This is a genomic window from Glutamicibacter sp. (assembly GCF_032154645.1).
Lineage (GTDB): Bacteria > Actinomycetota > Actinomycetes > Actinomycetales > Micrococcaceae > Glutamicibacter.
This window is the reverse complement of sequence record NZ_JALDXV010000004.1, coordinates 165,406-188,693: the sequence shown is the minus strand read 5'-3', so window position 1 is coordinate 188,693 and position 23,288 is coordinate 165,406. Positions and strand designations below refer to the sequence as shown.

The 23,288-nt window shown below is 58.2% G+C and carries 20 protein-coding genes, 2 tRNA genes and 1 rRNA gene; 14 read left to right on the top strand and 9 right to left on the bottom strand.

Going from position 1 to position 23,288, the window contains the following annotated elements; translation table 11 throughout:
- Positions 1-104 precede the first annotated feature (104 nt).
- Complete coding sequence (locus RUH64_RS05970) at positions 105-686, bottom strand: DinB family protein (protein ID WP_313812076.1); 582 nt, start codon at positions 684-686, stop codon at positions 105-107.
- Positions 687-1,131: 445 nt separating this feature from the next.
- Between RUH64_RS05970 and rrf the strand changes: the two genes are divergently transcribed.
- Positions 1,132-1,248, top strand: a 5S ribosomal RNA gene (gene rrf / locus RUH64_RS05965).
- A 116-nt stretch (positions 1,249-1,364) separates the two neighbouring features.
- Here rrf and RUH64_RS05960 read toward each other — a convergent pair.
- The 3 genes from RUH64_RS05960 to RUH64_RS05950 form a co-directional block, all read right to left on the bottom strand.
- Positions 1,365-2,432, bottom strand: a complete 1,068-nt coding sequence (locus RUH64_RS05960; RefSeq protein WP_313812074.1) for a sn-glycerol-3-phosphate ABC transporter ATP-binding protein UgpC — start codon at positions 2,430-2,432, stop codon at positions 1,365-1,367.
- Positions 2,433-2,497: 65 nt separating this feature from the next.
- Positions 2,498-3,301 carry a trehalose-phosphatase gene (gene otsB, locus RUH64_RS05955; protein WP_313812073.1) on the bottom strand — a complete coding sequence of 268 codons (804 nt, stop codon included), beginning with the start codon at positions 3,299-3,301 and terminating at the stop codon, positions 2,498-2,500.
- A gap of 6 nt (positions 3,302-3,307) precedes the next feature.
- Complete coding sequence (locus RUH64_RS05950; RefSeq protein WP_313812072.1) at positions 3,308-4,780, bottom strand: trehalose-6-phosphate synthase; 1,473 nt, start codon at positions 4,778-4,780, stop codon at positions 3,308-3,310.
- A 400-nt stretch (positions 4,781-5,180) separates the two neighbouring features.
- Between RUH64_RS05950 and RUH64_RS05945 the strand changes: the two genes are divergently transcribed.
- Positions 5,181-6,047 (top strand): thioredoxin domain-containing protein, encoded by an 867-nt coding sequence (locus RUH64_RS05945; RefSeq protein WP_313812071.1) that lies wholly within the window; start codon positions 5,181-5,183, stop codon positions 6,045-6,047.
- 173 nt (positions 6,048-6,220) lie between these two features.
- Positions 6,221-6,297, top strand: a tRNA-Thr gene (locus RUH64_RS05940).
- Between the two features lie 362 nt (positions 6,298-6,659).
- On the opposite strand, the gene RUH64_RS05935 is transcribed toward RUH64_RS05940, so the two are convergent.
- A complete protein-coding gene (locus tag RUH64_RS05935) occupies positions 6,660-7,178 on the bottom strand; it encodes a MarR family transcriptional regulator (RefSeq protein ID WP_313812070.1) in 519 nt (172 codons plus the stop codon).
- A gap of 170 nt (positions 7,179-7,348) precedes the next feature.
- On the opposite strand from RUH64_RS05935, the gene RUH64_RS05930 reads away from it, so the two are divergent.
- The 5 genes from RUH64_RS05930 (at position 7,349) to RUH64_RS05910 (ending at position 12,714) form a co-directional block, all read left to right on the top strand.
- Positions 7,349-7,771: a hypothetical protein gene (locus RUH64_RS05930; RefSeq protein ID WP_313812068.1), complete on the top strand. Its 423-nt coding sequence runs from the start codon at positions 7,349-7,351 to the stop codon at positions 7,769-7,771.
- A 168-nt stretch (positions 7,772-7,939) separates the two neighbouring features.
- Positions 7,940-8,323: a hypothetical protein gene (locus RUH64_RS05925; RefSeq protein ID WP_313812067.1), complete on the top strand. Its 384-nt coding sequence runs from the start codon at positions 7,940-7,942 to the stop codon at positions 8,321-8,323.
- 749 nt (positions 8,324-9,072) lie between these two features.
- Entirely contained in the window at positions 9,073-10,023 is a 951-nt protein-coding gene (locus RUH64_RS05920) for a DUF808 domain-containing protein (RefSeq protein ID WP_313812066.1), read from the top strand.
- A gap of 109 nt (positions 10,024-10,132) precedes the next feature.
- Positions 10,133-11,785 carry an N-6 DNA methylase gene (locus RUH64_RS05915; RefSeq protein WP_313812065.1) on the top strand — a complete coding sequence of 551 codons (1,653 nt, stop codon included), beginning with the start codon at positions 10,133-10,135 and terminating at the stop codon, positions 11,783-11,785.
- A gap of 2 nt (positions 11,786-11,787) precedes the next feature.
- The gene (locus RUH64_RS05910) at positions 11,788-12,714 is read left to right on the top strand and encodes a hypothetical protein (protein ID WP_313812064.1); all 927 of its coding nucleotides are present in this window, start codon (positions 11,788-11,790) and stop codon (positions 12,712-12,714) included.
- Here RUH64_RS05910 and RUH64_RS05905 read toward each other — a convergent pair.
- Complete coding sequence (locus RUH64_RS05905) at positions 12,711-13,436, bottom strand: GNAT family N-acetyltransferase (protein ID WP_313812063.1); 726 nt, start codon at positions 13,434-13,436, stop codon at positions 12,711-12,713. The two genes, RUH64_RS05910 and RUH64_RS05905, sit on opposite strands and share 4 nt — an antisense overlap.
- 409 nt (positions 13,437-13,845) lie before the next feature.
- On the opposite strand from RUH64_RS05905, the gene RUH64_RS05900 reads away from it, so the two are divergent.
- A tRNA-Val gene (locus RUH64_RS05900) sits at positions 13,846-13,919 on the top strand.
- A 146-nt stretch (positions 13,920-14,065) separates the two neighbouring features.
- Here the strand turns inward: RUH64_RS05900 and RUH64_RS05895 are convergent.
- A complete protein-coding gene (locus RUH64_RS05895; RefSeq protein ID WP_313812061.1) occupies positions 14,066-15,115 on the bottom strand; it encodes an LLM class flavin-dependent oxidoreductase in 1,050 nt (349 codons plus the stop codon).
- Between the two features lie 209 nt (positions 15,116-15,324).
- Between RUH64_RS05895 and RUH64_RS05890 the strand changes: the two genes are divergently transcribed.
- Positions 15,325-16,995: a threonine/serine exporter family protein gene (locus RUH64_RS05890; RefSeq protein ID WP_313812059.1), complete on the top strand. Its 1,671-nt coding sequence runs from the start codon at positions 15,325-15,327 to the stop codon at positions 16,993-16,995.
- On the opposite strand, the gene RUH64_RS05885 is transcribed toward RUH64_RS05890, so the two are convergent.
- Positions 16,992-17,765 (bottom strand): uracil-DNA glycosylase, encoded by a 774-nt coding sequence (locus tag RUH64_RS05885; protein ID WP_313812058.1) that lies wholly within the window; start codon positions 17,763-17,765, stop codon positions 16,992-16,994. The two genes, RUH64_RS05890 and RUH64_RS05885, sit on opposite strands and share 4 nt — an antisense overlap.
- A 157-nt stretch (positions 17,766-17,922) precedes the next feature.
- On the opposite strand from RUH64_RS05885, the gene RUH64_RS05880 reads away from it, so the two are divergent.
- The 3 genes from RUH64_RS05880 to groL all read left to right on the top strand — a co-directional run bounded on the left by RUH64_RS05880 (position 17,923) and on the right by groL (position 20,824).
- The gene (locus RUH64_RS05880) at positions 17,923-18,213 is read left to right on the top strand and encodes a DUF3263 domain-containing protein (protein WP_313812057.1); all 291 of its coding nucleotides are present in this window, start codon (positions 17,923-17,925) and stop codon (positions 18,211-18,213) included.
- Positions 18,214-18,260: 47 nt separating this feature from the next.
- A complete protein-coding gene (locus tag RUH64_RS05875) occupies positions 18,261-18,893 on the top strand; it encodes a LytR C-terminal domain-containing protein (protein ID WP_313812056.1) in 633 nt (210 codons plus the stop codon).
- Between the two features lie 296 nt (positions 18,894-19,189).
- Positions 19,190-20,824 carry a chaperonin GroEL gene (groL, locus tag RUH64_RS05870; protein WP_313812055.1) on the top strand — a complete coding sequence of 545 codons (1,635 nt, stop codon included), beginning with the start codon at positions 19,190-19,192 and terminating at the stop codon, positions 20,822-20,824.
- 84 nt (positions 20,825-20,908) lie between these two features.
- Here groL and RUH64_RS05865 read toward each other — a convergent pair whose 3' ends face one another.
- The gene (locus tag RUH64_RS05865) at positions 20,909-21,799 is read right to left on the bottom strand and encodes a DUF4031 domain-containing protein (RefSeq protein WP_313812054.1); all 891 of its coding nucleotides are present in this window, start codon (positions 21,797-21,799) and stop codon (positions 20,909-20,911) included.
- A gap of 290 nt (positions 21,800-22,089) precedes the next feature.
- On the opposite strand from RUH64_RS05865, the gene RUH64_RS05860 reads away from it, so the two are divergent.
- Positions 22,090-23,244, top strand: a complete 1,155-nt coding sequence (locus RUH64_RS05860) for an LPXTG cell wall anchor domain-containing protein (RefSeq protein WP_313812052.1) — start codon at positions 22,090-22,092, stop codon at positions 23,242-23,244.
- Positions 23,245-23,288 lie beyond the last annotated feature (44 nt).

Genomic DNA, 23,288 nt, shown 5'->3' with positions numbered 1-23,288 from the left:
GGTGGATGGCTGGGGGTGTTTGGGGGTCCTGGTGGGCCCTTTTTGTGGTTAAAGCCGCGGGTGTTCGGGGTGGTGGTGGGCGCTGCAGGACACACAACAGCGTCCTACTGGGCGGCAAGACGTTGCACGCGCTGATACTGTTCGTGCCATTGCTCCTCGGATAGATCAGCAATACTCGGCGCCTCAGGATAAAGACCGACAAAGCCGTCGAGTAGTTCTCTGATCAGATCCATATGGCCTGCGTGGCGGTGCGTTTCAGCAATCATGTGCACCAGCATCCGCTCGAGTGTGGCTTGCCCGTTCTTTCGCCAAGATACCTTGATGATCGTGTCCAGTGCTATTCCGTCTAAGACGACGTCGACCGCCTTGGTTGTCGCCTCGTAGAGAGCGATAGCATCGGCTAGCGTCATTTCCTGTGGCGGAAGGAATTCTGCCTGCGGATCTGCCGACTCGATAATCTCCTGGATCAAAGGATCCTCTATTTTTCGGCCGAGGCCTTTGAAGAAGTAACCAGTTTCGGTCACCGACAAATGAACGAGCAGGCCCATGACGTGCGTCCCCGTAGGCGTTATTGGAGTGCGGGCCTGGGTATCGGATAGGCCCTGGCATTTCCATACAATCGCTTCTCTTGCTGCGTCCAAATAATCGCGAAGTAGTAATGCACGTTCATTCTCTGGCGTAGGCATGGAGCGAGTCTAGCGCGCTAGCGTCGCCTGGCACACCCATTTGCTGGCACTATCAAGGTGCGCTCAAGTGGTCCGGGCGAACTTCAACAGCTGAAGATGCGACAAGTATTTTTAAGAACGCCGACAACTCACAGGGCCATATCCGTGCTGTACCGCGGATGGCTGTTCACCGATGGAGGCCGCTCATTGAACAAGTAGAACGCCGTGAAGTCAACGAAGGCAGCAACGACTGAGCCGGACAGGCTGTCTGCTGTGGTGAGGGGGCCGAATCGTAGCTGTGTCGAACTGGAAATTGGATTAGCCTCCAGAAGTCATATGGCGAAGAGCACGTTGCTGATCCGCCTCTGGATTGGCTTTAGCCGCGACCTTGCTGATATAGTTATGGAGTTGTCGCAATGCGAAGGACACCGTAGTTTTCCCACGGATTATCCGTGTGGGCTAGAGTTACGGCGATCATAGCGTGGGGGAAACGCCCGGTCCCATACCGAACCCGGAAGCTAAGACCCACTGCGCCGATGGTACTGCACTCGGGAGGGTGTGGGAGAGTAGGTCATCGCCGGGCATAATTTGCCAAGGGCCCCGAGTTTTCTCGGGGCCCTTGGTGTTTAACTCGATGCATAAAGTGAGTGGGCTCGGACTTCTACCGAAGTTCCGAGCCCACCGACCTTGTCAGCCTATTTAGCCTTCTTCGAGTCGAAGGCCGCTGCGTGTATCAAACAGGTGTATGTGCTGCAGTTTGGGCGCAATGTTCAGACGCTGCCCACGTGCCGGCGGGGTACGCCCGTCAACGCGGACAACGATGGTCTGAGTCGTGCCGCCAAGTTCAGCTGATGCGTAGACATAAGCATCTGCACCCAGCTCTTCGACGACGTCGATGGTGATCTCAACACCTTCACCCTCGTTGACGAACTGGATGTCTTCCGGGCGGATGCCCAAGGTGGTTGCCCCTGCCGCACCAGACGCATTGATGAGGGTGTTGCCAAACGCTACCTGGCCGTTGGCAGCTTCCAGTTCCAGCAGGTTCATCGCTGGCGAGCCGATGAATCCGGCGACGAACACGTTGCGCGGACGGTCATATAGCTCGCGTGGGGTTCCAACCTGCTGAAGCTGTCCATCCTTGAGTACAGCGACGCGGTCGCCCATGGTCAACGCCTCGACCTGATCGTGGGTCACGTAAACCGTGGTGACACCAAGGCGTCTGGTCAATGATGAGATCTGGGTGCGGGTCTGCACACGCAGCTTTGCATCGAGGTTGGACAGCGGCTCATCCATCAGGAACACCTGTGGGGAGCGGACAATTGCGCGGCCCATGGCAACTCGCTGGCGCTGGCCGCCGGAGAGGGCCTTTGGCTTGCGATCCAGGTACTGGACCAGGTCCAGCAGCTCTGCTGCTTCCTGTACTCGACGGCTGCGCTCCGCCTTGTCGACGCCGGCGATCTTCAAGGCGAAGCCCATATTTTCGCCAACCGTCATATGAGGGTAGAGCGCATAGTTCTGGAAGACCATCGCGATGTCTCGGTCCTTGGGCGGAACGTTCGTCACGTCCTTATCGCCGATGAGGATGCGGCCGGAGTTAACTTCCTCCAGGCCTGCGAGCATGCGAAGTGTGGTTGATTTACCGCAACCCGAGGGGCCGACCAAAACGAGGAATTCGCCATCCGCGATTTCCAAGTCGATTCCGTCGACGGATGGCACCAAAGCGCCTGGGTATACACGGGTGGCCTTGTCAAAGGTCACAGTTGCCATAACGACAATCCTTTCACGGGCAGGTACGTGCCCGACGATCCGAAGTGAAAGTGAATTGGGACACTTTATGTTCGCATGGAAACGAGGTTTTGCAAAAGATCCGGTACGGCGAAGGGCGAATCAATGCGGTGAATGGCAGCTGTGGGACCGTGGCCAACCTTGACCGAAACGTCTTGGGGCTGCATTACGCGGAATCCGTTTTCATCGGTGACGTCGTCGCCGACAAACAGCACCGCCTGAACATCAAGCTCTTCACGCAGCCACGTCAGGGCCTTGCCCTTGTCGGTGTGCAGGACCGAGGCTTCAAGTACTGCCTTGCCCAGCATCGTCTTCACTCCGTGTAGATCTTGTAGCGCCAGTTGTGCCTGCTGCAGGGCTGGTTCCTGGTCTTCAGGTGCAGCCCTGCGAACGTGGAGCACCGTGGCAGTCGGTTTGAGTTCCAACGAGACATTTTCAAAGCCGTCGGCAACCTTGGCGAGCCTTTCGGTCAGCGTCGCCAGCAATGCCGACTGTTCCGATGACAGGGGCGCCTCTTGCCAGATGTTGTGCAGTGCTGCGGGAAGAACCCGCTCTGCTCCATGGGAGCCGATTTGAATTTCCGGCAGCGGGGCAGGATAGACCTCGGCCAGCGACGCGAGATTGCGCCCCGATACCACCGCCGTAGATACCCCCGGCAGCGTCCCAAGCAGGGCAACCAGCTGGGCGGAGCGCGGCAGCGGCCTTGCATCCTGCGGGTGGTCGACCAAGGGCGAAAGGGTGCCGTCGAAGTCAAGGGCAACCAGGATGCGCTGATGCGCGGTGAAAGCTTGTAGGTCGTGAAGTAACTGCGGCGTCAGCGATGCCACGTCGCCATCCAATCTATTGCTCATCGAGAACTACGAACCGTTCGCCGCGGCGACGGTGGGGATTGAACTGGTGTTGATCTGCGACAGCTCCGTGAGGAAGCGGTTGGACCAGCGGGCTACGTCGAACTCCGCGAGGTGGTGGTTCATGCGCTTCATGCGTTTCTCCTGCTCGCCCTCCGGCATGTTGACCGCCTGCATGATCTTGACCTTCATACCGTCGATATCGTGCGGATTGACCATCACGGATTGGGTGAGCTGGTCTGCGGCCCCGGTGAATTCGGAAAGCACCAGCACGCCGCGTCCGTCCTGATGAGCTGCAACATATTCCTTGGCTACCAGGTTCATCCCGTCGCGCAGCGCGGTGACCAGGAGTACGTCGGCTGCAAGGTAGAGGGACATCATTTCCTTCAGCGGGTAGGAATGGTGAAGATAGCGCAGCGTGGTGTGGCTCAGCGTGTCGAACTGGCCGGTGATCTGGCCGACCATGAGCTCCACCTGGTCGCGCAGCTCCATATACGTATCGACGTTCTCGCGGCTGGGGCTTGCCACCTGAATCAGGCAGACATCTCCTGCCTGCAGCTGTTCGTCGTTGAGCAATTCTCCGTAGGCCTTCAAACGGTGGCGAATGCCCTTGGTGTAGTCCAGCCGGTCCACGCCGAGCATGATGGTTTTGGGGTTGCCCAATTCATGGCGGATCTGCGCTGCGCGGGCGATGATCTGCGGGTCGCGCGAGAGCCGCCGGATTTGTTCGTAGTCGATGGAGATCGGATGGGCATCCGCCCGGCAGATATTCTGCAGGTCATGCTCCGGTCGAGGCGTAGCCTCATGGTCCTTGGTCTGATATTCGGTGAAGCGGCGCAGGCAGCGCAGGAAATTGGTGGCATCGGCTTCGCGTTGGAAGCCCACCAGATCGGCTCCGGCCAGGCCCTCAAGGATTTGCCGGCGCCACGGAAGCTGGGAGAACAGGCTAGCGGCCGGGAACGGAATGTGGAGGAAGAACCCGATCTTTAGGTCGGGCCGGGCAAGGCGCAGCAGCCGCGGAACCAGCTGCAGCTGGTAGTCGTGTACCCATACGGTGGCGTTGGGGGCGGCGATGCGCACCACGGCGTCGGCAAATCGTTGGTTGATCCGCTTGTAGCGGTCCCACCAGGTGCGGTGGTAGGCGGGCGGGACGATGACATCGTGGTACAGCGGCCACAGCGTCGAATTTGAGAAGCCTTCGTAGTACAGTTCCAGATCATCTTCGCTGAGCGGGACCGGCACTAGGTGGATGTTGTCCTTATCGAAGCTCTCAAGTTCGTCGTCGATGCCGCCGTGCCAGCCGACCCATGCGCCGTCGGAGGATGCCATGACCGGTTCCAGTGCAGTCACAAGACCACCGGGGGAGCGCCGGAACCCCTGGGTGCCGTCGGGATTGGTTACCCGGTCTACCGGCAGGCGGTTGGCTACCACCACGAAATCGTAGCCGTTGCCTGTATCTTGACCTGTTGTCGGGTTATCCACGATGAACCTCCTGGCTTGATCTCCAACCTGCGCACCGGTGGTCTAACGGAACCTGGGCCTCGAGCGTGATTCTCTACCCTGCAAGTTAATTGCTCTCTAGTGCTGAGCCTAGTGAATTATCGTGGGCAAAGGAATTATGCCGACGTTTTACCTTCAACGTGACGTAAACAACTCAATTTTGGGATCCTGTGACCTCCGTCATGCACCGATTCCACGTAACGCGAAATGACTTGGTTGAACACTCAAGTTTTGAGAGAGCCGTCCTTAGCCGGCAATTGGTGGAGCATATGTGCCACCTGTGAACGTTGAAGAATCGCAGATTTCACGGAAAATCATCGATTCTATTGGCTAAGCTTGATGCAGTTGACAGTATTCCGCTGACCCAAGGATCTTTTGATTTATGGCTACAAATAACCCGCGCCCATCCAAGGCCGAGCGTACGGCTAGCGCCCGTGAAAAGGCTGCTCAGATGCGAGCAACTCAGGAAGCTGCGGCTAAGCGCAAGTCGCTATTCGTCAAGCTCGGCGTACTTGGTGCGGTGATCCTTGTGATCGCACTGGTTGTCACCCTGATTGTCCAGAACAACGACACCAAGGTTGCCGACGCAGGCGCCGTGCCAGCCGGCGGCAATGCTGCTGGCGGCATTTTGGTAACTTCACCAACCACGGTTGCCGATAAGACCGTCGACAACGTGGACATCACCCAGCTGCAGGCGCCAGCCGAAGCTCCCACCGAGCCTAAGCCCCGCGACCTGACCGTCGGCAAGAAGGGCGAGCCGGTCAACATCACCATGTATGTGGATGCAAACTGCGTTCACTGTGCCGACTTTGAGGCAACCTACGGCAAGCAGATCAACGACTGGTTGGCAGCTGGGGACGTCACCGTTGAATACCGCAACGTCGGGTACCTTGACGGCGGTTCGGCAACCAACTTCTCCTCGCGCGGAGCCAATGCTTTGGCATGCGTTGCCAACGACACCCCATCGGCATACATGCCATTCGTGACCGCTCTGTGGGGCCACTATGAGCAGGGCGAAATGAAGAACGCACAGCTTGCAGAAATGGCGAAGGCCGCTGGTGCAAGCGACAAGGTCTCCTCCTGCATCGACAAGGGCGACTTCCGTCCTTACGTTCAGTACACCACCCAGGCGGCGAAGAACGACGGCATCGCAGGAACTCCTACCGTCATCGTGCAGGGCAAGGTCGTCGATCTCGCTACCCAGGACTTCCCGACCACCGTGAACGACGCCATCAAGGCGAACAAGTAATCGGTCCAGGGGCCTAGACAGATTGCAGGGATCGGGTAGACTCCCATAGCAATCTCGCACTCAAGGCTGTGGGGCGGAAACCGAAATTCGGTTCCCGCCCCACAGCCAGTTAATGCCGGTGCTGGCGCTTAATTCGCAGACTTGCCCGGTCATCCGATATTCTTAATCGGTACGCCCCCTTAGCTCAGCTGGCCAGAGCGTCTGTCTTGTAAACTGAAGGTCACCGGTTCGAATCCGGTAGGGGGCTCCACTAAATCCTCGGAAGCGTGCCTGGCTGCATGAATCCGGGGATTTTTCATTGTCGACAAGGCAGTGGTCCGCGGCGTTGATATGCATTCAAGGGCTGGCATTCAGTAGCGTCGTACGGGGCTCAGATGACAGTCCTTAGTGACTGGAATTCCTGGGCGCTGATCTCCAACGTTGCTGTGGAATAAGGGTGGTTATCAGGGCCGCTATCGTCAGTCTGAGCCTTTCGCTCGTACCGATGATCTTGGTGTTGATAGCGCAGAAGTTTGAGGCTAGGTGATCAATGGTTATCGCACCCAGCTCCCTGTTTGATGCGCCTCGCGTCTTCTGATGTATCTATAAAGATTTCGGTGACGTGTGGTGGAACTACTTGTTGCGAGGCTGGCCTTCGTTTGTTTTGCGCTCTTCGTTGATGCAGTTGATCATGAGCCGGAGAAATCTCGCAGCACCGGTTCGTTCTTCAGGGGATAAATTTTCAGCCGTCTCCTGCATCCTTTGATGGATGCTTTCTAATGTTGCTCTTACTTCAGAGTCACTGTATTCGGTAGGGATAATGCCTGCGGATCGTCGGTCTGCGGGATGTACGATTCTTTGCGCGTAGCCATCTCGGCATAACCGGTCGATCAAGCCGGAAACAGATGCATCAGAGATCCCCAATTCTCTGGTGAAGTCTCTCTGACGAAGAATCTGGCTCTCGCTGTGTGCGCGTAAAAGGAAATACAAAGCATGCATGTCGTTTTCACTCATCCCCATGGAGCCGCGGGTATGTGTTCTCATTTTGCGCTCAGCTTCCTGATATTGGCGCAGTAGATTGAGGAGTTCGGTTGGGTCGGATGTCGAGCTTTCCTCGGTGTACCAGTAGTCGCTCGTATCGTACGAAGGCATGCTTGCTCCTTTCCTGCTGGCTGCGGGCCATCCCGCGCACCCTGACGCCTTTCACGCCTCGATGTGAAGTCCAGCTTGCTTAACTCGCTCTATCATATGTAGCCTAGCTAAAGGTTAGACTAGCTACATAAATACCTTACTACGAACGCCGCTACGCACTGGAGAGAAAGATGAAAAGAGAGCAGTTTGCAGTACTCGTAGCATCAAACAGCAATCCGCAAGGTGCTGCCTGGGCTTCAAAAATCTCGCAGGTTGCATTTTGGGGTTCCGAGCAGTGCCGTGCCAAGGGGTGGACGCGCTCGGCAAGTTGCACCATTAATGGCGCGCCTGAAGAGCTGGTCGTCAATTTGGTCTGCACTGCAAAATCCGAGCGATTGTTGACTGAACTTGTTGAATACGCGACAGAAGAAGTGGTCCCGCAAATGGAACACATGTTGGGTGTTCAATTCGAAGTTAGGAATCTACAGTTCGCAGTCGCTGGGCATGAGACTTTGATTTCAAACCCGGCGCATTTAGAAGACCTAGCCCTTCCGGCGGGCTGGTTGGACCGCCCCCTTGAAACACCGGATGCTACCAATTTCGATATGGCATAGACGCACGACATTTAGTTTTCTGTTACATGAAGCAAGAAGGGAAGTACCTTTAAAATGCCGAGCAGAATAACGAGAACTCAAACCGCAGTCAGGGTCGCAGAATTTCTCGCAACTCGTGAAGGCAAGAGCCATTTAGAGCAGTATGGTTGGTTCAAAGGGATGCCAGTCGTGATCACAAACCATGTGGAATCACTCAACGATGCCATGGGAATGGTTTCGGTGCACGGGCGGGCGGTGTTGCTCGCTATGATTGCGCCCGGATCTGATCACTTGCAGATGCTATACATTACGACACCGCAGAATGCGCTGCGAGTTGTCGACGTTGCTTCTCCAAAGAAGACGTCCGGACAGTTCTTCAAAGAGGTTCTGGCTGTGGGCCGCAAGGAATTTCGTGTTAAACATTGGCGGCATACGGCTGTGGCACTGGCCATTCCAACTTGCGAGGCCATGAAGAACAATCCCCGTGATAGGAACCGCTACCAGCTCCTGAACCATGCCCAATCAAACTTGCAAAAAGTTGGGGGATTGAGTCGTCGTTTGGAAAGAGTTTAGTTGAAGCTTCGGGCGGGCGCTGACGTTGATGATTCTGCCAGCGCTCGTCGATGCCCTTGCTCTGAACTTACCCTCTGACGCAGCAATACTGCGGGCCGCAGCCGGAGACCCAGGTACCGAGTAGTTGGATGGTCGTCTCCTCTTTCGACAGGGATTTCCGGCTCCAGGTCGCATTTCATCTGGCGGTTCTGATTTCAAAATTACGCAGTCTCGTCTGTGGGTAACCTCCCGACGATAACTCTGGGCTCGAATGGCATCTCGAAATGCGGTGCATATTCATAATTCTTCGTGTTGACACCGATGGAGGATCGATTTTCCCGGCCTTTATATGTTGTGTGCTTTGACAAATCGCAGATCTCGGGAATCAATCCGGCTGGCCTGAATATGCGGTTTCGCATTGGATGGCTTCAATTTGCGGTACCTCTCCGAAACGTCAATTCGAACCATGAATGCGATGTTGCGATGACCGATGGGCGCCGATTCGAATCGTGTAAGGTACTTCACCAATTTCTCGGAATTATGCGTTGTCGTATAACCCCGAGGGTTATTTGCACTTAACCGTGTTTGGCGCGTTCGTAGTTCTCTAGTTATTGATTGGGTAACCGAAGGAGAACGGCAATAGACCCGAGAAGCATCCCAAGAAGCGTGTATAGGCAGCGGCCCCGGGGGCAACGCCGGTAAAATTGGCTCTAGTTATTCTTGGCCGACAGCGATTGACGGCCAAGCTGAAGATTTCAAGGAGAAAAGATATGGCCGGTGGCCTCGTCGCTTTGCTCGATGACATTGCAGCACTGGTAAAGGTCACCGCTGCATCATTGGATGACATCGCCGCCGGTGCGGCCAAGGCCAGCACCAAGGCGATTGGTGTGGTGGTCGACGACGCTGCGGTAACGCCGCAGTACGTCGCAGGCATTTCTCCCAAGCGTGAGCTGCCGATCATCTGGAAGATCGCCGTCGGTTCGATCCGAAACAAGCTGCTATTCATCCTCCCCGCGGCGCTGTTGCTCTCGACCTTCCTCCCCATCGCGCTCACCCCAATCCTCATGGTCGGCGGAGCCTACCTGGTATTTGAAGGCGCAGAAAAGATTCTTGAGGCACTGGGCTGGATCAAACACCACGGTTCGATTGAAGACGGTAAAGCCCGGGACGAAAAGGTGATCATCGCTTCGGCGGTGCGCACAGATCTGGTGCTCTCTGCCGAAATCATGGTGATTTCACTGAATGAAGTGGCTGACCAGAACTTCATCATGCGTACCCTGATCCTCATTGCCGTCGCGATTCTCATGACGGTTGTGGTTTACGGGGCCGTGGCCCTCATCGTCAAAATGGACGACTTCGGACTGATGCTTGCCCAGAAGAAGCGGCAGTTCTCCCAGAAGCTCGGCCGAGGGCTGGTCAAGGCGATGCCCATTGTGATGTCCATCCTCGGCAAGGTAGGCGTGGTCGCCATGCTCTGGGTTGGTGGCCACCTGCTGCTCAAGGGGCTGGACGACTTGGGCATGCACACGCTGTACGGCTATGTGCACCACCTGGAAGTGGCTGTACACGACGCGACCGGCGCTGCAGGGCCCGTACTTGGATGGCTCACCAATACCGCACTGTCCTGCGTGGCCGGCTTCATCATCGGTTCCGTGATTACTGTCATCGTCTTGACTACCAAAAAACTGATCCACAAGGCCAAAGGCGAAACCGCCCATTAATGCTGCCGCTGCGGTGCCTCGGTGCCGTGCGTAGAATGAGTTGATTGCCCCTCCAACCATGTTCCAAGGCCGCAGCCAAAGTGTCTGACGGCCATGGAAAGATCGATGCGTGTTGAACAAAGAAACAGCCACCAAGGATGCAGCGTCCCGCCATGCTCGCGGGGCGTATTTCACCCCTGAACCTGTAGCACGCTTTATGACCCGGTGGGCCCTGGGAACCACAGGCCATCGGGTGCTTGAGCCTTCCTGTGGCGAGGCGCAATTTCTTGCCACAGCGCATGAAACGGCGCAGGACGGGAGCTTCGACGTTGAACTGTTCGGCATTGAACTGCATGAACCCTCGGTGGACGCGGCGCGCGGCCTGCTAGCAGAGCGCGGCATCAACGCCAGCATCACGCATGCAAACTTTTTCCAGCAGCAGGGCACTGCCGATATGGACGCGGTGATCGGCAATCCGCCCTACGTGCGTTATCAGCTGCACCGCGGGGAAGACCGCAGGCTGTCCCGGCTGGCCGCCCGCACCGCCGGTGTGGAGCTGAATGAACTTGCGAGCATGTGGGCGGCCTTCGTCGCCCACGCAACCAGCTTCCTCGCCACCGGAGCCAGTATGGCCCTGGTCCTGCCGGCCGAACTGATGTTCGTGAACTACGCTGCACCGATCCGGCAGATGTTGCTTGAACGCTTCGAAGAAGTAAACCTTGTGGTCTTCGAGGAGCGGATCTTTGCCGACGCCCAGGAAGAAGTGGTGCTGTTGCTTGCCCGCGGTTATCGCACCGGCAGCAGCACAAGCCTGAAGCTGCACCAGTTCCGCAATGCGGCGGCCTTGGAGCTGTTGGATGCGGGAGTGGAGCACACTCCCGGAGCGACGGGAGAACGCTGGACCGGTTCGCTGGTAGGACTCGAAGCCCAGGGGATCTTGGCCCAGGCCTTGGCCGGCGGCAATTTTGCCCCGCTGCAAAGCTGGGGTGAAACCTCGCTGGGGGCCGTCACCGGCAACAACAAGTGGTTTACGCTCAGCGCCGCCCAGCTAAAGGACCTTGGCCTGGGCAGTGAAGACTACGTGCGCATCTCGCCGCCGGGTTCCCGCCATCTGCGCGGGCTCGAGTTGGCGGCGCAGGACTGGTCGCGACTCGAAGAGCACGGAGCTGCCACGTACATGTTCAGGCCCGTCGCACAACCGTCGGCCGCCGCGCTGCGGCACAGCGAGCAGGGAGAGCTTGAAGGCGTGGACAGGGCCTATAAGTGCCGCGTGCGTTCCCCCTGGTGGCGGGTGCCGCTGCTGTCGGTCCCGGATCTGTTCATGACCTATATGAACGCCGATACCCCGCGGCTGACCACGAACGAGGCCGGGGTGCACCATATCAACTCCATCCACGGCGTCTATCTCGGCGCGGATGTGCGCGAGCTCGGACGGGAGCTGCTGCCGCTGGCGTCGCTGAACACGCTGAGTATGCTCGGCGCCGAGCTGGTGGGACGTTCCTATGGGGGAGGCATCCTGAAGGTTGAGCCGCGCGAGGCGGACAGGCTTCCGGTGCCCTCGGCGCATAGGGTGGCCGAATACGCGCCGCAGCTTCGCTCCATCAAGGACCAGGTGCGCGAACACCTGGCCCACGGGCGCAAGGTCGAGGCCACGACCCTGGTGGATCAGATCGTTCTGGAACAGCTGCTGGGGCTGGATGAACCCGCCCTCGATGCGGTGCATCAGGCCCGCAAAGATATGTTGGTACGCCGCAAGGCCCGAAGTAAGACGGTGAAAAGCTAAACGTGGCAACCCCCGGAGTGGAAAAGACGCTCGCCTTTGCAGAGTTCGACACCACCTTGATGTCGGCTCCCAAGGACTCGCCCTGGATCCGCAACGGGGCGGTGACCGATGAGTTCAACCCCTCCTTCGACGTGCTCGAACGGCTGCTCAGCATCCCGGTGCGGTCAAAGGCGGCCACCCGTTCTGGCCGCTTTGCCCAGGGCGTAGACACCTGGCTGGCCCACGAACTGCGGCGGGCCGGCTTCGACGCTGATCTGGTATGGCCGCGTACCGAGGCGCCGCGCGTGCTGTCCAAGGACATCCTGGAGCTGCTGCGCAAACTGCCCGAACGGCTCTCGGACGAGGTCCACGAAGCCATTATGTCGGGCAAGGCGGGCAGCACCGACGCCCGCATTCTGGGCCGAGCCTACATGAAGCAGACCGATGTGGTGATGACCCACTGGTCTACCGGCCCCGAGCTGCTGTTGAGCACCAAGGCCATGACCTCCTCCTTCGGCAAGAACCTTTCAAACAGGTATGAGGAAGCCTACGGCGACGCCGCCAACCTGCGCGCCCGCTACCCGCTGGCGGCCGTCGGCTTCTTCTTTGTGCAGCGTGCAACGATCCTCGACAGCGAGCCCGCCGCGTTCAGGAGAACGGTGGACATGATCCGCAAGCTGCGCGACTTCGGCGACGGTTTCGGCTACACCGCCACCGGGTTGCTGCTGGTTGACTGGGATGACGATGTGGAGCACCCGGCGGTACGCTGCGTGCATGCCCCGGTGCCCGAAGACATCGCCGCTCCGCAGTTCCTGAACACCATGGTCGACGAGGTTCTCAAGGTGACCCCCATCGACCTGCATGAGGCAGCCCGCGCTCGCCGGGCTGGTGAGGTGGCCCCGCTGCCCGGCCACGAAGCGGTGGACGAGCAGCAGGATGCGCTGTTCTAGAAGGCCGGATCTGCTGCGGCGGTGCCGAACCAGTCGTTCTCTGAATCTGCACCGTGCATCTCGAAGAGCGGATCATGGTCGTCGGCCTCGGGGCCAATGAGGATTGCAGGCACCAGGGCGGCGACGGCGCTGAGTTCTGCCGGCAGCTCCAAGACCTGCTCCAATGAGGTTTCCAGCTCGATGGTGGGAACCGTAGAGGGCATCGGCTCTGCCGCTGCGACAACCTTGATGGCGTCCTGCGAGGCCTGCGGCAGGCTTGCGGCCCAGTCACGGGCACTTTCGGTGGCCCGGTAGATGAACTTGGTCTGCTCGTCCTGCTCAAAGCTGCGCTCGCGTTCCCACAGCTCCGAGCGTTCGTAGTAGGCCCAGGACGCAGGATTGGCCGAGTTGATGATGGTGATCGGCGTTCCGCCCGCCTTGAGTGCAAATTCGAGACGCAACGAGGTGACATGCTGGCGAATGCCCATGCGGCGGTAATCCGGGCGGACAGCCATCGAACCGAGCTCGAGCGCATCCATGGCACTGGTGGGAGCCAGGATGGAATCATGGACCACACCTGCGGCTACGAGAAGTTCGCCGTCGCGGACCGTTACCACTGCGCGGGCACGGTCCATTTTCTGCTGCCAGCGCTCATCCACTTCCGAGTAGAGGGACGCCAATTCGGCGCGCTCAACCGCATTTGGAGACAGGCATGACAAAGAGAAAGTCAGGTTTTCAAACACTGGGTACGGTCCTAAAAAGCTAAGAACGAACGAAAAAGAGGCTTTGCTTCCCGGCGATGGCCGTTCGGCGGTTTCGTTGGCCTTGAGGGGACCGTTGCCGGCGGCTTCCGGCAGCTTCCTTGTAGGGCCCAGTTTGAGCTCGATGAGCTAGAAAAATTATGCGGTGTAAAAGTCCACTTTGACAAGTCGAAACTGGCGTTCTGAAGTGAACTCTAAATAAACGAAATGGTACTGTTTTTCAGTGCTTGTCACGGGCCAGTTTTGGGCATCTTTAAGGAGTCTCAAAACTAGCCGGATCGTGTGCCGTTCAGGCTTCATTTTGGACTGTCGGGGGCATCGATTTGGCCGCTGAGCGATAAGACGGCTAAGCTTATCTAGGTGTTGGGCCGGAAACGGCTGGCAGCAAGATGGATCTTTAGCTCAGTTGGTTAGAGCGTTCGCCTCACACGCGAAAGGTCGCTGGTTCGAGTCCAGTAAGATCCACAAGTAGTGAAGAGAAAATTAGGCATCGGGCTTTCGCTCGATGCCTTGTTCGTTAACCGACGCTGCCCCTGCCCAGATTCTGGGCAGGAGCAGATCGCCGGAGGCCGCGGCCGGTTATGCGGGGCGGAACCTTTCTCGGCCCGACCTCAGCTGTCGGTGAGCAGCTCGTGAACCAGAGGCTTGACCTTGGTGCCGAGCAATTCGATGCTCTTCATCAGGTCTTCATGGGGCAGTGAGCCCGCAGAGTATTTGATGTCGATGCGGGAGAGGCCCAGCTGTTTAGCTACCTTTGCCATTTTCTTGGCAACGGTTTCCGGACTGCCGGCCATCATCGCACCTTCTGGTCCCATGGCAGCTTGCAGGCGCATGCGGCTTACCGGTGGCCAACCGCGTTCGGATCCCAGTCGATTCATGGTGCGCTGGTAATGCGGCCAGAGGCGTTCCAATGCCTCCTCGTCGGTATCCGCCACCAGACCGTGGAAGTGGGCGCCGATCGGCTGTTCTGCTTGGCCGAATTGCTTTAATGCCCGATGGTACAGATCCACCAGCGGCTCGAAGTTGGCAGGTTGCCCGCCGATGATGGCAAGGAATAGCGGCAGGCCATGGCGTGCAGCACGGATGACCGATTGTGGACTACCGCCGACCCCCACCCAGGTGGCCAGCGGATTGCCTTCCAACAGCGGATACACCTGCTGTGCTTCCAAGGCGGCTCGATGTTCACCCTGCCAGGTCACCGGGGTGCCGTGCCGCAGCTGGGTCAGCAGATCCAACTTTTCTTCAAAGAGTTCTTCGTAGTCTCCAAGGTTGAACCCGAACAGCGGGAATGACTCAATGAATGAGCCGCGACCGGCAATGATTTCTGCTCGTCCGTTGGACAAAGCGTCGAGGGTGGCAAATCGTTCATAGACGCGCACCGGATCATCGCTGGATAGAACGGTGACTGCGGTGCCTAGCTTGATGTTTTGTGTCGTCGCCGCCAACGCAGCCAAGACCGTTTCGGGGGATGAAATTGCATAATCGTCACGGTGGTGCTCGCCAATGCCAAAGAAGTCCAAACCCACTTCTTCGGCCTTCTGGCCCTCCGCCACCACATTGCGAATGACCTGCGCATGGGTCAGCGGTGTGCCGTGCTGGTCCTCGGTGATGTCGCCGAAGGTTTCAGCGCCGATCTGTGGCAGTTGCTTGCTGGTGTCCACTGCAATTCACCTTTCAAAAAGTACATGCAAAAGTATCTAAGTTAGTTGCTTGGCATAACCAGCGGGCCTGTAAAACTATTCCCGATCCGGGTTCAGGGTTAAATGTGTTCGGGGATACGCAGGTATTTGACAGGTTCCCCCAGCATCTTCATGAAGTCCGGTTGTATCGTTTTTACATGGGACAACGAACGCTTCGTGGAGAGTGATTTGTGGCGCAGGATAACAAGCAGCAGCGGCCAGTGAACCAGCCGCGAGCGGGGGAGGACCCAGCGCCGGAAGTTGGCGCGCTGCCACGCATTACCGCCAATGAAATCAAGCTTGGACAGGTTGAAGAACAGGTGGTTCAAGAACAGCCGGTTTCATTTGAGCTGCCGCTGAACACCGCGATGAGCGCGAATGTCGCGGCGGCCGATGTCACCGATCTTGAATCGCGTACCGGTCAGGTGCACACGAACGAAGACGGTGTGACACTGGTGCCCACGCGCGCCAACCCGGTGGCGCGAAGCCTTCTTGCCAAGATGTGGATTTCGACTGCTCCTCCTACCCAGGCGTTGAACATCGTGGACCGGCTGCAGGGAACACCCTATGCCAACCCCAAGGTCAATTCGGAGCAAGATGCTTCGGCCCGCCGGACCATAGAGTTCGCGCTGGATCTGGGGGAGACCTTAATCCGCTACGGCGCCGGCGCCTTGGAAGTCGAAACCAGCGTCATCGCCGTCACTGCTGCGCTGGGTCTGAGCCACCTCGACGTTGACATCACCAATCAGTCGCTGCACCTGAACTACAGTCCGCCGGACGCGGAGAGCTATTCCATCCTCCGGGTGGTGCGTTCCTCAACATCCAACTACGCGGGCCTGGTCCTGGTGCATCGGCTGGTCTCGGACATCATCGCCGGAGGCGTCTCGCGCAGCGAATCGGCCAAGCGGCTGAAGAAGATCACGCGTCAGCCTAAGCCGTTCCCGCGCTGGGTCGTCTCCTGCGGCAATGCGGTCTTCGCCGCGGCCTTTGTGCTGTTTATCGGGGGCTCCTGGCTCGGGGCCCTGGTCGCCATGGCCTCGGCTTCGATCGTCTCTCAGGTGGGACGCTACGGGGCACGGTGGCGGGTTCCCGAATTCTTCACCATTGCGGCCTCCAGCTTCGTGGTCACGGGCATTGCGCTTATCAGCTATGAACTTCAGGCCCCCATTGACCCTGCGCTGGTAGTTTCCGGCGGCATCTTGCTTCTGCTGCCCTCCAGCAGATTCGTTTCTGCGCTGCAGGACGCGATCAACGGCTTCCCGGTGACCGCCGTGGGCCGCCTGTTCTCCGCAGGGCTGACGTACACGGCGATCGTCTCCGGAATCTCAACGGCACTGGTGATTTCCTCGGTGCTGGGCGGAGAGAGCGTCGATGTCCACCAGATTGCGAAGATCGAGTACCCATCGTGGCTGCTGATCATTCTGGTGGCGGTGGCGATCATCGCCGGTTCGGTGACCGAACAGACCGCGGTGAAGCTCCTGCTTCCCACCGCCGCAATTGCGGTAGGAGGCTACCTGGTGCAGATGCTTTGCGACTTGATCGGTCTGGGCGCACGGGCCACTCCCGCGGTAGTTGCCACGGTGATCGGCTTTGCGGCTCGTTTTGCGGCCGACAAGCTGCGCTCGCCGCAGCTGGTGATTGCAGCCCCTGCGGTGATGTTCCTGCTGCCAGGTTTGATGATCTTCCGCGCCATGTACGGCATCGTTTTCGAGGTGGATGACATGTCCCGCGGTCTGGTTGAAATGTTCAATGCCTTTGCCATCATGCTGTCCATTGCCGGAGGCGTAGTCTTCGGCGATACATTGTGCAGGCCCCTGACCTCCAGGGCGCGGCGCGAGCGCAGGCTGATCCGCCGGCGCTAAACCTCCGGGATCTTCCAATCAATCGGCTGTTCACCAGATTCGGTGAGCAGCCGATTGATCTTAGAAAAGGGCTTGGATCCGAAGAAGCCACGCGACGCCGACAGCGGTGAAGGGTGCGCGCTGGCAAGCTGGGGCATTCGGTCCATTAGGGGAGCCATCTTCTGCGCGTGTTTTCCCCAGAGCAGTGCCACCGGTGGGGTAGCGCGTTCATTGAGGGCGGCGACTACTGCTTCAATTACCTCGGTCCACCCGATTTTCAGGTGAGCGCCGGCATTTCCGGCCGACACCGACAACGCCTGATTCAATAGAAGCACCCCTTGGGTATGCCAGCTGCTCAGATCGGCATGGGCGGCGCGTTCAATGCCGCAGTCAGATTCCAACTCCTTATAGATGTTCGCCAATGACCGCGGCAACGGGCGCACGGAGGCCTCGGCCGCGAAGGCCAGACCGATTGCATGGCCCACCGTGGGATATGGATCCTGGCCGATGGCCACCACCTTTACCTTTGCCAAAGGAATCTGCAATGCGCGCAACATCACGTTCGGCGCCGGAAGCAGATGCTCTCCGGAGCTGCTCCGGGCAGCTAGATCAATTGCGATGGCCCGCAGCTTCAGATCCAGGGGCCGCAGCACCGGCACCCAGTCATCGGCGATGAAACCGTGTTCAGCCAGGTACTGGGCGCCGTGGTAGAACGGGAAGTCTTGTGCTTCATAGAGCGGGGTGTTCTCTGGTTCAGCTAGGTCGAAAAGTGCTGACTGGGAGTTGTCCATGTGACCTATTCTGCCGTTTTCTGGCGATATCCGGGTGGTGGCTTCGGCGCTGTGCTGGTGAGTTGGTTAGAATGTCGGTGGTATGTCCGCACGGTGCGGATCCTATCGCAAGGCCACAACCCGGCAAGATCATGGACGAGGAATGAGGTGAGAACGCATGGCAGAGGGCGAAGTGCTCGTGGATTTCGTAATGAATCCCGACTCCGAGCTGGATGAGCGTTCCCAACAAATCCTGAACATGGAAAAGTTGTGGTGGAAGTATGCCGGGGCCAAGGAACAAGCAATTACTAAACAGTTCTCCATGTCGCCGACGAACTACTATCAGCTACTCAATCAGCTCATAGAGACCGACGCGGCGCTGGCCTACGACCCAATGCTGGTCAAACGTTTGCGCAGAGCCCGCTCTACCAAGCGTCGTGTGAGCGGAAACTCGGCAGCCGGGCGATAAATCCTGGATGCCTGCCGCGACCAGTCAGACCTCGAGCAAGGACAAGAATGACCAACTACCCACGTGACGAATTCGATCGCGTACCGGAGTTTAATACCCGTGTGGGCTCGCACCATGCCCACGGTTGGGCGCAGTCGGTTGCCTCCAAAGCCCCCGGGGGCAAACTGCGTTGGGTAGTCGTGGCGGCAGTTGCGGTGATCATTGTCGGCCTGCTTGCTTACTTCTTCGGACCTTCCGGCGGTGCGCCATTGGGAGTTGGAAGTACCACCACCGCTTCTCAAAACCCGGAGGAAACCGGTGGCGAGAACCAGGCGCAAAGCGCTGAGCCGAGCGAATCGGAAAGCGCCAGTCAGTCACCTAGCGAATCTCCAAGCAGCACCATCGACGACTCCGAGGTGCTCTATGGTCAACTGATCGGCGTGTACAACGGCTCGAATACCCTCGGTGCGGCATCGCTGGGGCAGGACGCGCTGACCGAGGCCGGATTCACGAATGTTGCCACGGGAGACTGGACCAAGTCCTCGCAGACTACCGACATCTACTATTCTTCAGACGCCTACCGCGCCACTGCGGAAAAGATCGCTGAAATCTTCGGCGTCGACGAAGTTTACCAGACCACAAACATTCCCAACAGGGTAACTGTGGTGATGGGCTCGGATAACGTACTCGAGACGCAGTAGCTCCCACCCGAAAGAACTCTTCGCTGTGAGCCGATCGGCTTGCACTCGCAGGGCGAGAGTGCCAATATTTGTATTAGCACTCATGCGTTGCGACTGCTAACACCGATCGGCTTTGCACATTTTTGGGCAGGACCTGAGGCACAGTTGTGGCAACGCACGGAGCGTGAAGAATACCTCAGATAGCGAGAGCTGAGACGGTGGTCGGCCCGATGCCGCACCGGAGCACTCGTCCGTCGCGGGCGCTGTCTGTCGGTTGCATTTTCGCAAAATCGTCCCCGAAAGGACCTTAAGCCACTATGGCCAAGATGATTGCATTTGACGAGGAAGCACGCCGCGGACTAGAACGCGGCCTGAACACCCTTGCCGACGCCGTAAAGGTAACCTTGGGCCCACGCGGCCGCAACGTTGTTCTGGAAAAGAAGTGGGGCGCCCCTACGATCACCAACGATGGTGTTTCCATCGCTAAGGAGATCGAGCTGGAGGATCCTTACGAGAAGATCGGCGCAGAGCTGGTCAAGGAAGTTGCCAAGAAGACCGACGACGTCGCTGGCGACGGTACCACCACCGCAACCGTTCTGGCTCAGGCACTTGTTAAGGAAGGCCTGCGCAACGTTGCTGCAGGTGCCGACCCAATCGCACTGCGCCGCGGTATCGACAAGGCCGTAGAAGCCGTCACTGCAGAACTGTTCGCAGCCGCCAAGAAGGTTGAGTCCAAGGAACAGATCGCAGCTACCGCTTCGATCTCCGCTGGCGACACCGAAATCGGTGGCCTGATCGCCGAGGCTCTGGACAAGGTCGGCGAGCAGGGCGTTATCACCGTTGAAGAGTCCAACACCTTCGGCCTTGAGCTGGAGTTGGCCGAGGGCATGCGCTTCGACAAGGGCTACATCTCCGCATATTTCGTCACCGACGCTGAGCGTCAGGAGACCGTGCTGGAGGACCCATACATCCTGATCGTCAACTCGAAGATCTCCTCGGTCAAGGACATGGTTACCTTGCTGGAGAAGGTCATGCAGTCGAACAAGTCGCTGCTGATCATCGCAGAAGACGTTGAGGGCGAGGCTCTGGCCACCCTGATCCTGAACAAGATCCGTGGTCTGTTCAAGTCCGTTGCTGTCAAGGCTCCAGGCTTCGGAGACCGCCGCAAGGCCATGCTGACCGACATCGCCATCCTCACCGGTGGCCAGGTTGTCTCCGAAGAGATCGGCCTGTCCCTGGACAACGTGGGCCTGGAAGTTCTGGGTACCGCCCGCAAGGTGGTTATCACCAAGGACGAGACCACCATCGTTGAAGGCGGCGGCGAAGCCGACGCCATCGAAGGCCGCAAGGCACAGATCGCAGCCGAGATCAAGAACACCGACTCGGACTACGACCGCGAGAAGCTGCAGGAGCGCCACGCAAAGCTCTCCGGAGGTGTCGCAGTACTGAAGGCCGGCGCAGCCACCGAGGTTGAGCTCAAGGAGCGCAAGCACCGCATCGAAGACGCAGTGCGCAACGCCAAGGCAGCAGTTGAAGAGGGCATCGTCGCCGGCGGCGGCGTTGCACTGATCCAGGCTGGCGCAGCAGCATTCGCCAAGCTGGAGCTGGAAGGCGACGAGGCCACCGGCGCGAACATCGTTCGTGTTGGCATCGAAGCCCCACTGAAGCAGATCGCCCTGAACGCCGGCTTGGAGCCAGGCGTCGTCGCCGACAAGGTCAAGGGCCTGGCTGCCGGCCACGGCCTGAACGCCGCCACCGGCGAGTACGTGGACCTGCTGGAAGCTGGCGTCAACGACCCAGTGAAGGTGACCCGTTCGGCGCTGCAGAACGCTGCTTCGATCGCTGCACTGTTCCTGACCACCGAAGCTGTTGTAGCAGACAAGCCAGCTCCTGCTGGCGCTGCTCCAGCCGGTGATGACATGGGTGGCATGGGCGGAATGGGCGGCTTCTAAGCTTCCCCGGACCGTTCGGCTCCTAGTCGATCAGGCGAGCCAGTGGCCCGTTCCAGTTGGAACGGGCCACTGGCCTTTAATGATTCATAGCCAGGTTTCCAGCAGTTTGATCTCCGCGGACAGGTTGCTGCGGGCTGCTGCTTCCCACCGCTCGGCACCGCGCTGAGTGTTGTAGATCGCCGGCTTTTCCAGAAGCGAACCGAGAATCTTGATTCTTCCCTTGGCCAGATCTGACCTGGCGTAGTGTGAGTACTCGCAGTAAATAGCTTCGGCATAACGTTGGTACGCAGGCGCCGGCCTAGCCAGTACCTCCAAATCTGCGTCGCAAAGGATCCGTCCAAGCTTGTCTTGCTGCTGCGGGTTGTGCCCAGCGGTAAGCAGAACCAGCTGGCTCACCTTGGATACGGCATCCTCGGACAAGATGCCATTTAGCCGCTCCCGGGCGAGGATCGCAGACTTCGCTTCATCCTCGGCGGTCGCTTCATAGACTGCATCATGGAACCACGCTGCCAGCTGCAAAAGCATCAGTTCTTGACCGTTCACCTGCTCCTTGGCCAACCAATCGATGGCTTCCAATGTCGATAGCAGATGAACCCTGTCATGGTAATGCCGGTGTTCTTGAGCCCACAATGTCAGGAGGCTTCGGCCTAACCCTGGTTCAGTCGGAAGAGTTTTGGCCCAACGCCGAGCAAGAATGACGTTCAGCTTCTCCGGCCGATACTTGGCTGGGATCCTAAGGCCAGAGGTGATTAGGGCCTTGACCAATTCATTGGCTGTGACTTTGCGGGCGCCGGCGGTGACCAGCTGTTCAAAGCGTTCCAGAGGAACGTCATAATGGTCGCGGTCAAAGGCGCGCGGTGGAAGTTGCTGCTCCTTGGCGAACTCGTGCAGCTCATTCAGCGAGATGTCTGAGACCAAGTGGGAGAAGTAGGTGCCGTGCGCTGGCCACAGCGGCGGATCGATCAAGATTCCCATAGTGATAAGAGTACGTGGTTTTACGGCAACCACGCCTGAAGATTTCGGCAAACATCTGGAGTCATTGCCTAACGGTCCGGTTGCGGTGCCTAAGGCAAAAATAAAACTATGCGGAATGATTTTCTTCGGATAGATTATGTCTCATCATTCGGCACCTTACACGTGACATGCTAGGCCTTTCGGCCTATCTGGGCAGATTTGCCCTTGCCACGCGTCAACTTTTGGGGAATAGGACAATAATGTCGCCAAAGGCAAGCACCTCCCTGCTCTCGGCAGCAGTGATATCGGGAATGCTGCTCGCTGCAGTCCCGGCACAAGCATCAGAAATAATCGATGAACCAGCCCTCAGCAGCACCTTGGAGGACGTGAGCGGCTCGCAAGCAACCGAGAACTCCACATCAGAGGCCCTGGTCAGCAATCTAGTTGAACCAGCTGAAGCTGCACCTGTTACGGAGTCGGATCCGGCTCCTACGGAGGCTGAACAAGCAATTCCGGTTGTCCCTGAGATGGTGGAAGAGCCAGAAACCTCAACGGGAAGTGTCCAAGAAGCTGCATCGGAACCCGTCAATGAATCATCTGAGGCAGACGGCTCTGCCGACGACGCAACAGCAACTACAGAGGTTGCCGAACAGTCGAAAGCCCCCTCGGAAGTCACCCAGATGACGTCAATCGAGCAATCCATAACGGCTACCGTTGCTCAAGAAGCAAAGGGACCTCAGGACGACTCACCAACCGCGGAAGTCTCCACGGATGATTTGCCACCTGCCAGTGACATCGAAGAAATCCAATACCCTGAGGGGAGCGAAGACTGGGACGCAAGCGAATGGGAAGCTTTCTACGAGACACCCGAGGGAGAAGAGTTTCTGGCGCAATTTGAACCCAGCGACGAAGACATCAAAGATGACCTCGCTTTCTGGGAAGGCATTGCCGATCGTTTGCCAAGCGACGTAGATTCCTGGGGCGCGGATGACTGGGAAGAATACTTCGAAACAGATGAAGGCCGGCAGATCCAGTTTGAATATCTGGCGTTCCTCCTCGATAACGCAAGCGATGAAGAATACGACGAACTGCTGAATTTCCTCGACGAAAACTACGATAGCGAATGGCTCGACGCGTTTGCTTTGTTCTACTTTGGTGCCGAGGGCAGCGAAGAAGACGGAACCGGAAATACGGATCAGCAGCCCAGCGATAACGAAGACCCGGTAGATACAGAGGGCACTGAACCGAAGGACGAGGTCGAGATTCAGCCCGCTGGCAACATCGATGAGAAGCCGGCGACAGAAGATACCAATGAGACCGCCTCCAAAGTAAAGCCTCAGGCGACAGCACAGAATGAGCTTGCGGACACAGGTTTCGACTCACTGGCCGTTGCCGGAATCGGCGCCATGCTGGCGCTCTCGGGCGCGTTCTTCGTGGGACAGCGACGCAAGAACGTAGCGAAGTAACCAAGCTTTGTGGCCGCCGTCTCTCGGATTACTCCGAGAGACGG